The 8,843-nt window shown below is 39.1% G+C and carries 9 protein-coding genes; 8 read left to right on the top strand and 1 reads right to left on the bottom strand.

The window, feature by feature from the left end; genetic code table 11:
* Positions 1 to 89 precede the first annotated feature (89 nt).
* The 8 genes from scrK to H9564_RS05350 all read left to right on the top strand — a co-directional run bounded on the left by scrK (position 90) and on the right by H9564_RS05350 (position 7,591).
* Positions 90 to 968: a fructokinase ScrK gene (scrK, locus tag H9564_RS05385; RefSeq protein ID WP_191684480.1), complete on the top strand. Its 879-nt coding sequence runs from the start codon at positions 90 to 92 to the stop codon at positions 966 to 968.
* Between the two features lie 210 nt (positions 969 to 1,178).
* On the top strand, positions 1,179 to 1,589 hold the full coding sequence (locus tag H9564_RS05380) for a VOC family protein (RefSeq protein ID WP_191684479.1): 411 nt from the start codon (positions 1,179 to 1,181) through the stop codon (positions 1,587 to 1,589).
* 71 nt (positions 1,590 to 1,660) lie between these two features.
* Positions 1,661 to 2,680, top strand: coding sequence for a zinc-dependent alcohol dehydrogenase family protein (locus H9564_RS05375; RefSeq protein ID WP_182581064.1), 1,020 nt, complete (start codon positions 1,661 to 1,663; stop codon positions 2,678 to 2,680).
* 157 nt (positions 2,681 to 2,837) lie between these two features.
* Positions 2,838 to 3,104, top strand: a complete 267-nt coding sequence (locus H9564_RS05370; protein WP_191684478.1) for a hypothetical protein — start codon at positions 2,838 to 2,840, stop codon at positions 3,102 to 3,104.
* A gap of 205 nt (positions 3,105 to 3,309) precedes the next feature.
* Positions 3,310 to 4,176, top strand: coding sequence for a PPK2 family polyphosphate kinase (locus H9564_RS05365; RefSeq protein WP_191684477.1), 867 nt, complete (start codon positions 3,310 to 3,312; stop codon positions 4,174 to 4,176).
* Between the two features lie 83 nt (positions 4,177 to 4,259).
* Positions 4,260 to 5,168 carry a hypothetical protein gene (locus H9564_RS05360; RefSeq protein WP_191684476.1) on the top strand — a complete coding sequence of 303 codons (909 nt, stop codon included), beginning with the start codon at positions 4,260 to 4,262 and terminating at the stop codon, positions 5,166 to 5,168.
* 152 nt (positions 5,169 to 5,320) lie between these two features.
* On the top strand, positions 5,321 to 6,646 hold the full coding sequence (locus H9564_RS05355) for an MFS transporter (protein ID WP_191684475.1): 1,326 nt from the start codon (positions 5,321 to 5,323) through the stop codon (positions 6,644 to 6,646).
* 87 nt (positions 6,647 to 6,733) lie between these two features.
* Complete coding sequence (locus tag H9564_RS05350; RefSeq protein WP_191684474.1) at positions 6,734 to 7,591, top strand: NAD(P)-dependent oxidoreductase; 858 nt, start codon at positions 6,734 to 6,736, stop codon at positions 7,589 to 7,591.
* A gap of 3 nt (positions 7,592 to 7,594) precedes the next feature.
* On the opposite strand, the gene nth is transcribed toward H9564_RS05350, so the two are convergent.
* Positions 7,595 to 8,236: an endonuclease III gene (nth, locus tag H9564_RS05345; RefSeq protein ID WP_191684473.1), complete on the bottom strand. Its 642-nt coding sequence runs from the start codon at positions 8,234 to 8,236 to the stop codon at positions 7,595 to 7,597.
* Positions 8,237 to 8,843 lie beyond the last annotated feature (607 nt).

Raw genomic sequence — 8,843 nt, 5'->3', positions numbered from 1 at the left:
TGTTTGGCCTTCTTGGCAAGCCAGGATACGAAGAAGTCGGCAAGAAGTTGCGGGCTGAAATGGATGAGAATAAGTAAGGAGGAATTGTTATGTTATTAGGAAGCATTGAAGCCGGTGGGACAAAATTTGTTTGTGCCGTTGGTAATATCAACTACCAAGTTCAAAATTCGATTCATATTCCAACAACGACTCCTGAAGAAACGATCCAAAAGTGTATCGAATGGTTCGATCAATACAAAGATGATTTAAGTGCCATTGCTATCGCCTCATTCGGGCCAATCGAGATCCGGAAGAGTTCACCAAAGTATGGTTACATTACTAATACCCCGAAGAAGGGGTGGCAAGATACTGATTTTGTTGGCCCATTTAAAAAGCATTTCAATGTTCCGATTGCTTGGACAACGGATGTTAATGGATCAGCATACGGTGAATATGTCCTCTCAACTTTGTTTAATAAGCAGATTAATTCACTTGTTTACTACACTATCGGGACTGGTGTTGGTGCTGGTGCTGTAATTGACGGTAAATTTGTTGGTGAATTAGGCCACCCCGAAATGGGACATATCCGGTTAAAACGTCACCCTGACGACCTTGACTTTAAGGGAATTTGCCCATTCCATGGCGACTGTCTTGAAGGACTAGTTAGTGGTCCAACATTTGAAGCCCGCCTAGGCAAGAAGGGTAAAGACGTCCCGTTGACTAATCACGTTTGGGACATCATGGCTTACTATGTTGCCCAAGCTGCTGTTGACGCAACCCTGATGTTCCGCCCAGGACAAATTGTCTTTGGTGGTGGTGTTGTTAGTGAAGAATTCTTGAAGAAGGTTCGCCGTGAATTCAAGAAGCTTCTTAATGATTACGTTGAAGTTGGTGACCTTGATAAGTACATTACCATGCCATTAGCTCAACACAACGGTTCCGCTACCATCGGTGACTTTGCCCTTGCATTAAAGGCAGCAACAAATTAGAAAGTGTGAGCCCGTTAAAACTTTCCGGTGGCTAACGATTTCTCCACCGAACGGCGTCTTGTCGTCGGAGGTGGAGGTCGTTAGCTTGAGGAAAGTTAGGGCGAACAGATCTTGACTCAGTTGCAGTAGGAAATTCTGGTGAAGCGCAGTAGCGAATAACTTACTAAACTAAATAAACTAAAAAATAATCATTTAAAGGAGGTGAGACTTATGGCATTTAACAAGAGCTTAGCAGGTTACTATGACGATTTGGCCCACGTTGGGATCCCAACTGATGACTTGAAGAAGACAATTGCTTTCTGGGAAAAGTTAGGTTTCAAGAAGCAAGGTCAATTTGATACTGATGACCAAGGACACCAAGTGGTATTCATGAAGGTTGGTCACTTGATGTTGGAAATTTGGGACAGTGATGGTGCTGTTCACAAGACTGGCGCAATTAACCATATCTCATTAAACGTTGAAGACGCAGATGGTGCATTTAAGGCTGCTAAAGAAGAAGGATTCGATGTTAAGGAAGACGAAGTTCAACACCTTGATTTCTGGAAGCATGGAATTAAGTTCTTTAACATTGTTGGCCCAAACGATGAAACCATTGAATTTTGTGAAGTTGTTAAGGATTAATCCCCACTAAAGGTCTTATCCCTTAGTTCAGATCGACCCTAATCACTTTGTTAGTGTAGGAGGAATATCTGATGAAAGCTTTAGTAATGACTGGTAAGAAAAAGTTAGAAATTGATGACAACTACAAGAAGCCAGAAGTTAAGCCTAATGAAGTTTTAGTTCATACTGCCTGGGCTGGTATTTGTGGAACCGATAAGGCTTTGTATAATGGCCTTCCTGGTTCAGCTGATGCTGTTCCACCAATTGTATTAGGACACGAAAACTCTGGTGTAGTTGCTGCTGTTGGTAGTGAAGTTGAAGACTTTAAAGTTGGTGATCGGGTTAGCGTCGATCCAAACATCTATTGTCATAAGTGTTTCTATTGCCGAACATCCCGTCCAGAACTTTGTGAACACCTTGATGCTGTTGGTGTTACCCGTGACGGTGGCTTTGAAGAATACTTCACTGCTCCAGAAGAAGTTGTTTATCATGTTCCTGACAATGTTTCACTTGAAGCTGCAGCCGTAATTGAACCAATTTCATGTGCAATGCACGCTGTTGACTTGCTGACTACTCACCCATACCAAAACGCATTGATTATTGGTGATGGCTTTGAAGGTCAACTAATTGCTCAAATCTTGAAGGCTCGCGGTGTTCGTGAAGTTACTCTTGCCGGAACCGTTGACGAAAAGCTTGAAAACAACCGGAAGCACTTCGGTTTTAAGACCATTAATAACATGACTCACCCAGAAGAAGTAAAGCAGGATTCATACGACATTGTTGTTGAAGCTGTTGGTTTACCAAAGACCCAGGAACAAGCCGTTGAAGCTGCTCGCCGTGGTGGTCAAGTATTAATGTTTGGTGTTGGTAACCCTGATTCAGAATTTAAGGTAAATACTTACAAGGTTTACCAAAAGCAATTAACGATTCAAGGAACCTTCATCAACCCTTACACTTTCGAAGACTCAATTGCCTTACTTCAATCCGGTGACGTTGATCCATTACCATTAATTTCTAATGTTTTGGACTTCGCTCACGTTGAAGATTTTGTTAGTGGTAAGTTAGGTAATATTTCAAAGGCAATTGTTAAGGTTGCCGGCGAAGATGCCTAAGTTATGTTGTTAGGGTAAGCGTATTTTCTACATCTTATTTCAAATCTTTTTCCGAGGCTTTTTCACCATTTGGCGTGGACAAGCATGTCTTTCCAAATTTGAGCTTTCATTGATTAGATATAGAAAATTTATTTTATAAAAAGAGGAACGAGAGAGAATGAAAGAATCGAAGTTTATCAACTGGTTAGGACGGATTGCCAGTATAATTGCCATTTTAATGTATGTATCTTACATTGCACAGATTTACAATAACTTGCATGGAAATTATGGTGCACCGCTTCAACCGTTTGTTGCGGGTATCAACTGTACTCTTTGGAGTATCTATGCATTCTTTAAGGAGAACCGTGACTGGCCAGTGTTCTGGGCCAATTTCCCAGGAATCTTCTTTAGTTTTGCAACATTCTTGACTTGTTTCCCTTGGTAAAATAGGTCAAATAACTTCACATATTAATTCGACAAGGGAACGTGATTTTACTTTCACGTCCCCACAAGTAATAGGACTTCAGAGTTCGGTTTTATCGAGCTTTGGAGTCCTATTTGTATAGGCTGGCATATGTAGTTAAATGTCAGTAATGATTGTAATAACAGTGCTAGAATGAAGGTAATAATTGAATCTGGAGGCCAAAAGAATGGATTATAAGTTCACAGGTGATGATTTTGATATTAAAAAGGCGCCAACTAAAGTTAAAGACAGCGCTGATGAATTAGAGAAAATTAAGAAACAGATTGATGAAAATCTTTATCATATTCGCCATGCACAAAAGATGATGTACGCGCGGCATAAATATGGGATCTTAGTTGTCTTTCAAGCATTGGATGCGGCTGGTAAAGATAGTATGATCGCCCATATTTTCTCCGGTGTCGATCCAATTGGCTTTAAGGTTGCTAATTTCAAGCAACCGACATCGACAGAGCTCCGTCATGATTACCTTTGGCGGATTAATAAGGAATTGCCGTCCAGGGGAGAAATCGGTGTCTTTAATCGGTCATACTATGAGGACGTCCTCGTTTCTCGTGTTCATCCAGAAATTATTTTAAATGCCAATTTGCCAGGAATTGATTCTTTGAGTGATGTTGACAGTCATTTCTTTAAGGAACGTTACCAGGATATCCGTGATTACGAAAGGTACCTTTCACGAAACGGCTTTGTGATCTTTAAGTTTTTCCTTCATATTTCAAAGGGAGAGCAAAAAAAGCGCTTTTTGCGGCGAATTAACCTTCCCAAAAAGCACTGGAAGTTCTCTTCATCTGATATTCGTGAACGTCAATACTGGGATCAGTACCAAAAGGCATATGAAAAGGCAATTAATGCGACCGCAACCAAGAAGAACCCGTGGTACGTTGTTCCTGCAGATGATAAGTGGTATTCACGATTAATTGTTTCAGATATTCTAACCAAGGAAATTGAAAAGTTACCGTTAGCTTATCCAAAATTATCTCCAGAAGAAGCGGCTAAATTAGATTCAGCAAAAGAAGAATTATTGAACGAGAAGTGATTTTAGTTACAAAAAAATTCATTTTCTTTGCATTTGGGGTTATAATGTGATTCATGAAGTAACTTATGATTGGGGGATATTGAATGAAAAAGTGCCCATGGTGTAGGAAAAATGTCCCACAAGAGGATCGAATTTGTCCTTCTTGTGGATATGATTTTAGTCGCGGCGAAATGAGTTCTTTCTATGATCAACGGCAACAAAAGCAGGCTAAGAGTAAGATTCGCCATAAAAATGAAATGGTGATTGTTGCTGCTTTGGCAATTATTGCTGGTGGAAGCTATATTTTTAATAACCACCAGGAACAAACTGAGGCCCAACAAAATATTCAACAGACTACAAAAACCATTGCTGAATCTTCGACAAGTAGTGATGCGGCTGCAAATAATTCGAGTGAGAGTTCTGCATCAGAATCAAAGAAGTCTTCTTCACAATCAAAGAAGGTTGAGAGTAAGAAGAGTTCGACTAAATCTTCCCAATCCAAGAAGAGTATAAAGAAGCAGGCAGCTAAATCCTTATCTTCAAAAGCAACTAAAAAGAGTAAAGCAAATGCTACAAAGAAGAGTAGTGGAGAAGAATTAAAGGCCAACATGAAGCCAAATGAATTTGCGGCTGCAGTTGCTAGTTATGCTGCTCAAAAGAATGTTTCAAAATGGAAGAATGTTGTTGATAATTCGAATAATGGTATCCTGATTAAGGAAACTACAGAACCAAACATTGTAAATTACTTATCCGCAAAGGGAAGTGGCACGGTTTATGTTGCCTTTAACAGTAAGGATAGTAATAAGGAGGTTGTTTATTCAGCCTATACGATCAACCAGGATGGTAGTGTAAATATTTACGAATTTGGTACGCCAAATGCACCACATACAGGAGATATCTATAATCCAGTTGAGACTGTCTCACAGCAAGATTTGATTAAATACTTGAATAGTCATAAGCAAGCAAAGAATGTTCAACAAATGGCTCAAAAAGTTGGGATTGCTCACGAATAAGTACGAGTAATATCTAAAAAACGGTAACGTGATTAAAATTATTAGTTTTAGTCAAGTTATCGTTTTTTTAATGTCATTTTAGTGTATAATTCGCTATGTAAGCGCTGTATTGATGGGGAGAAAGTTTACGAAAAATGTAGGAGATGGTAATTATGTTAAGTTTTTTAAAACCGCGGCAAAAAGCACAAGTGCCTCCTAAGAAAGCTCACACCTTATTTGAGAGGTATAAGTGGATGTCGCTATTTGGAGTTTTTATTGGCTATGCTGCTTTTTATATTGTGCGGAATAATTTTACATTATCAACGCCACAGCTAAAGGCATCCCTAGATCTTTCTAAAGGACAAATTGGGATGTTATCTAGTTGCTTGCTGATTGCTTATGGTTTGGGTAAAGGTGTTATGAGTGCATGGTCGGATAAGGCTAACCCAAAACGTTTTATGGCTACTGGATTAATTATCTGTGCCCTGTTGAGTATGTGTTTAGCATTTTTTGGCTTTAGTCTGTGGTCATTAGCTATTATTTTAATTTTATTGGGGCTATTCCAGGGGATGGGAGTTGGGCCATCCTTTATTATTCTTTCAACCTGGTTTAGTAAAAAACAACGGGGATTTGTAACATCGATTTGGAATACTTCACATAACTTTGGTGGGGGATTAGTTTCACCACTTGCTGGTTTCATGTTGGGGATTGTTGGTGCTAGTCATTGGCGATTTGCAATCTATATTTTCCCGGCATTAGTTGCTATTGCAGTTGCATTAATCGTACTGGTTTTTGTTAAGGGTCGTCCAGAAGAAGAGGGATTGCCACCGCTAGACGAAACTAAAAAAGAGCAAGGGAATATAGATTATCATGATTTAAGTTCTTGGCAAATTTTAACAAAGTATGTCTTTAATAATCCTGGTGCTTGGCTTGTTTCATTTATGGATACATTTGTTTATATGATTCGTTTTGGAATTTTAACCTGGTTACCAATCTTCTTGATTCAAGCAAAAGGGTTCACCCATGGTCAAATGATGGTTGCTTTTGCCTTCTTCGAATGGGCTGCAATTCCGTCAACATTACTAGCAGGAATTATTTCTGATAAGTTGTTTAAGAGTTACCGGATGCCACCAGCAATGATTGCCCTCGTTTTAATTGTCTTTTGTATTTTTGGCTACTGGAATAGTAAGTCGGTAACGGCGGTTACTATTTATGCAGCGTTGGCCGGATGCCTAGTTTATATTCCTCAATTTCTTGATTCTGTTCAAACGATGGAAGTTGTTCCGCCATTTGCTGTTGGTTCAACCGTTGGGCTTCGCGGATTTATGAGTTATGTCCTTGGCTCAACGCTTGGAACCAGTCTTCTTGGGGTTGCAGTAGATCATTATGGCTGGAATGCTGGTTTAGTTCTTTTGATTGTTGCAACGGTTCTTTGCCTAGGATGTGCTATTGCATTACATATCTTCTCGTTAAAAGAACGACATATTACATCCAAATAAATAAAATAAGTCCTCAATATTTGAATTACAAACGTTGAGAACTTATTTGTATAATATTAGATAAGTAATATTTTAAGGAGTGATACGATGAAAATTGGTTTTATTGGTACTGGTGTAATGGGGACCGGAATTATTAATAACCTTCTTAAACACCAGGAAGTAACAGTATATAACCGAACAAAAGCTCATGCAGCAGCGGTGATGGAAAATGGTGCAAAGTGGTGTGATACGCCAGCTGAGCTAACAAGGCAATCAGATGTTGTTTTTACAATGGTTGGCTTCCCAACAGACGTTGAAGAATTATATTTTGGCGAGAACGGGATTTTAGCTAATGCTCATGCAGGCCAGTACCTTGTTGATATGACAACTAGTAAACCTTCATTAGCAAAGCAAATTGCCAAAGAAGGGACTAAACAAGGAGTCCATGTCTTAGATACACCAGTTTCCGGTGGTGATATTGGTGCGAAGAAGGGGACACTTACGGTAATGGTTGGTGGTCAAAAAAATGATCTTAACACATTACAACCATTATTCGAGCAATTCTCTTCCTCTGTCCAGTATTTTGGTGATGCAGGAAGCGGCCAAAATGCTAAGATGGCTAATCAAATTATGATTGCGGGAACAATGTTAGGGATGAGTGAGGCGTTGGTTTATGCGAAGGCTGCTCAACTTGATCTTCATGAGGTAATGAAAACACTTCAATCGGGTGCAGCCGAGAACTTTAGCCTCGGCACTTATGGTCCACGAATTTTAAAGGATGATTACACTCCAGGCTTCTTTGCTAAACACTTTCTCAAAGACTTACGAATTGCACTCGAAGAAGCACAAAAGATGGGAATCAAGGGACCGATGACAAGGGAAGCAACTCGGTTATACGAGAAGCTAGTTAATGCTGGTTATGGTAATGATGGAACCCAAGCATTAGTTAAATTATGGTGGGGTTAAATCCTAAAAGACATTATCTTGACCATATTTACAGATTGGTAAAAGAGGACATTTATTACATTTTGGATTTCTCGCTGTACATTGGTAACGACCAAAAAAGATCATTGCGTGGTGGGCGTCAAGCCATTCGTCTTTCGGGACAGCTTCCTTTAGTCGCTTCTCAATCTGAAGAACAGTTGCGTTTGGCTTAACCATTCCTAAGCGTCGTGCTACACGGCTAACGTGGGTATCAACTGGGAAGGCGGGAATGTGGAAACATTCAGCGAGGACAACGTTAGCAACCTTTCGGCCTACTCCTGGAAGACTTATTAATTCTTTCATGGTATGAGGAACCTGACCGTTAAAATTGGTGACAATTCCTCGTGCAGCATTAACAAGGTATTTAGCCTTATTGTGGTAAAGACCAAGTGATTGAATGTAAGGTTCAACATCTTCTGGTTGAGCCTTAGCAAGTGACTTGGGAGTTGGGAAACGAGCAAAAAGTGCTGGAGTAATCATATTCACTGATTTATCCGTTGATTGCGCACTTAAGATGGTTGCTAATAAAAAATGGAAGGTTGTATCAGCTTTTAATGTTGTTCCGGCTTCAGGATACATGGCACGCATTTGGTGAATTGCATCCACAATTTCCTTATTTGTAAGCATAGAGACATCTCCTTATAATTTGTCTTATTATAAAACAAATAATTACTTTTTAGAATGATTAGTTATATTAATCTATCGATTGATATATATGCAGCGGCGCGGGATTGCAGCATTTTAACAATAAATATTTCAAAAAATGTTGCGCTTTCATTTGACATCTATCCCATAAGAATGCATAACTAATAGTGAACAAGCAATAAATATTATTATTGCTTGGTTATAACTAGAAGATCTAGCGCTTTAGTGGTTTCACTAAAATATTGTAATATTGGCAAATGACTTCTAGTTATCATGTTTAAACTGAATTTAATTTAATTGGTAAATACTTTATCCTCAACTAGAATCATCGTCGCCTCCCCATGACTATGGTTTCATAAACATTAAGTGGTTGTTGCTATGACTTGGGTACACACTATCTAAACGCTTACCCCCTAAATAAACCTGAGTTATAAGTGGCCTTCAACCAGCCTAATTAAATTAGTGATGCTTAGACATGCTCAATGAGACCTGCTAGATTAATCTCTATACAAAGGCTTTCCAGAATCCCCCATTTCTGGAAGGCTTTTTTGTTTAAATAATTATTTTTTAATTAAATTGATAATTAGAA

This window comes from Limosilactobacillus avistercoris, assembly GCF_014836425.1.
Classification (GTDB): domain Bacteria; phylum Bacillota; class Bacilli; order Lactobacillales; family Lactobacillaceae; genus Limosilactobacillus; species Limosilactobacillus agrestimuris.
Note: the sequence above shows the minus strand (reverse complement) of the source record. Positions and strands in the feature narration are given on the sequence as shown.

What these genes read in the sequence shown, in the direction of transcription:
- scrK (WP_191684480.1), top strand. Translation starts at nt 90, where the DNA reads ATGTTATTAGGAAGCATTGAAGCCGGTGGGACAAAATTTGTTTGTGCC.
- H9564_RS05380 (WP_191684479.1), top strand. Translation starts at nt 1,179, where the DNA reads ATGGCATTTAACAAGAGCTTAGCAGGTTACTATGACGATTTGGCCCAC.
- H9564_RS05375 (WP_182581064.1), top strand. Translation starts at nt 1,661, where the DNA reads ATGAAAGCTTTAGTAATGACTGGTAAGAAAAAGTTAGAAATTGATGAC.
- H9564_RS05370 (WP_191684478.1), top strand. Translation starts at nt 2,838, where the DNA reads ATGAAAGAATCGAAGTTTATCAACTGGTTAGGACGGATTGCCAGTATA.
- H9564_RS05365 (WP_191684477.1), top strand. Translation starts at nt 3,310, where the DNA reads ATGGATTATAAGTTCACAGGTGATGATTTTGATATTAAAAAGGCGCCA.
- H9564_RS05360 (WP_191684476.1), top strand. Translation starts at nt 4,260, where the DNA reads ATGAAAAAGTGCCCATGGTGTAGGAAAAATGTCCCACAAGAGGATCGA.
- H9564_RS05355 (WP_191684475.1), top strand. Translation starts at nt 5,321, where the DNA reads ATGTTAAGTTTTTTAAAACCGCGGCAAAAAGCACAAGTGCCTCCTAAG.
- H9564_RS05350 (WP_191684474.1), top strand. Translation starts at nt 6,734, where the DNA reads ATGAAAATTGGTTTTATTGGTACTGGTGTAATGGGGACCGGAATTATT.
- nth (WP_191684473.1), bottom strand. Translation starts at nt 8,236, where the DNA reads ATGCTTACAAATAAGGAAATTGTGGATGCAATTCACCAAATGCGTGCC.